Here is a 933-nt window from a genome sequence, read left to right on the forward strand (position 1 = left end):
GCGGCGCGGGTGGCGATGTAGCGGGCGCCGAAGCGGGCGGTGCAGGGGATCAGCTCGACATCGCCGCATCCCTGCCGGGCCAGCCAGGCCTCGGCATGGTGGCGCAGGCGCTCGGTCATCGCGGGGTCGGTGTTGCCGTTGAGGAGGAGGAGGCGCATCGGCCGGGCAGGATGCCCCGCGCAGGCGGGATTGCGAAGGGGCCGTTCAGCCCCGTTCCGGCGGGGCCGTTTCCAGCGCGGCGTACCAGCCGGCGTAGGGCGTGTTGCGCGCTAGGTGGCGATTGTAGTCGGGGGCGCCGTCCTGCCACCAGACCGGGCCGCGCTCGCCCAGGCCCCGCTTGGCCTCGTCCACCGCCTGCCGCGCGGCGCGCAGTGCCTCCGTGTCGCCCTGCCGGCCAGCCTCGCGCACGGCACGGCGGGCCCGCATCAGGGCCTGGACCAGCACCCCGCGTTCGGATTCGGGAAGGGCGGGATCGGCGCGGCGCCAGAGCCGGCCGCGCACCACGAGGTAGCGGCCATCCGGCGTGACCGGCGCGGGAGCGTCGGTCACGCCGGATGGCCTTCGCTCAGCTCTGGGAGTCGGGCGACAGGGTCATGCAGGCGCCGCGGCCGCTGCGCAGCTTCTCGCAGGCGTTCTGGGCACCGTCGCGCGACAGGCCCATGACCCGGGCGCGATAGAGCACGGTCTTGCCCTGCATCACCGGTTGCACGGCGACGCGCACGCCATTGGCCGGGATCTTGGAGCGAGCCTGGTTGGCGGCGGTGCGGGCCTGGCTTTCGCTGGCATAGGCGCCGACCTGCACGGCCCAGCTGCCGGTGCCCGGCGCGGCGGTGGCCGTGCTCAGGCCTGGGCGGGACAGGGTGCCGGCATGGGCGGTGCCGACGAGGCTCAGCGTCCTGTCTCTTGATCACAAGTCTCGACGTCAGCATAGAG

At 74.1% G+C, this 933-nt stretch carries 2 protein-coding genes; both read right to left on the bottom strand.

The genetic code is table 11. From position 1 onward, the window contains the following. Positions 1-204 precede the first annotated feature (204 nt). Positions 205-549 (bottom strand): hypothetical protein, encoded by a 345-nt coding sequence (locus ROTAS13_RS25100; RefSeq protein WP_019460175.1) that lies wholly within the window; start codon positions 547-549, stop codon positions 205-207. A gap of 16 nt (positions 550-565) precedes the next feature. After that, positions 566-892 carry an SPOR domain-containing protein gene (locus ROTAS13_RS25105; RefSeq protein ID WP_083755713.1) on the bottom strand — a complete coding sequence of 109 codons (327 nt, stop codon included), beginning with the start codon at positions 890-892 and terminating at the stop codon, positions 566-568. Between the last annotated feature and the right edge of the window lie 41 nt (positions 893-933).

The organism is Roseomonas sp. TAS13 (assembly GCF_001950415.1).
Taxonomy (GTDB): Bacteria; Pseudomonadota; Alphaproteobacteria; order Acetobacterales; family Acetobacteraceae; genus Roseomonas; species Roseomonas mucosa.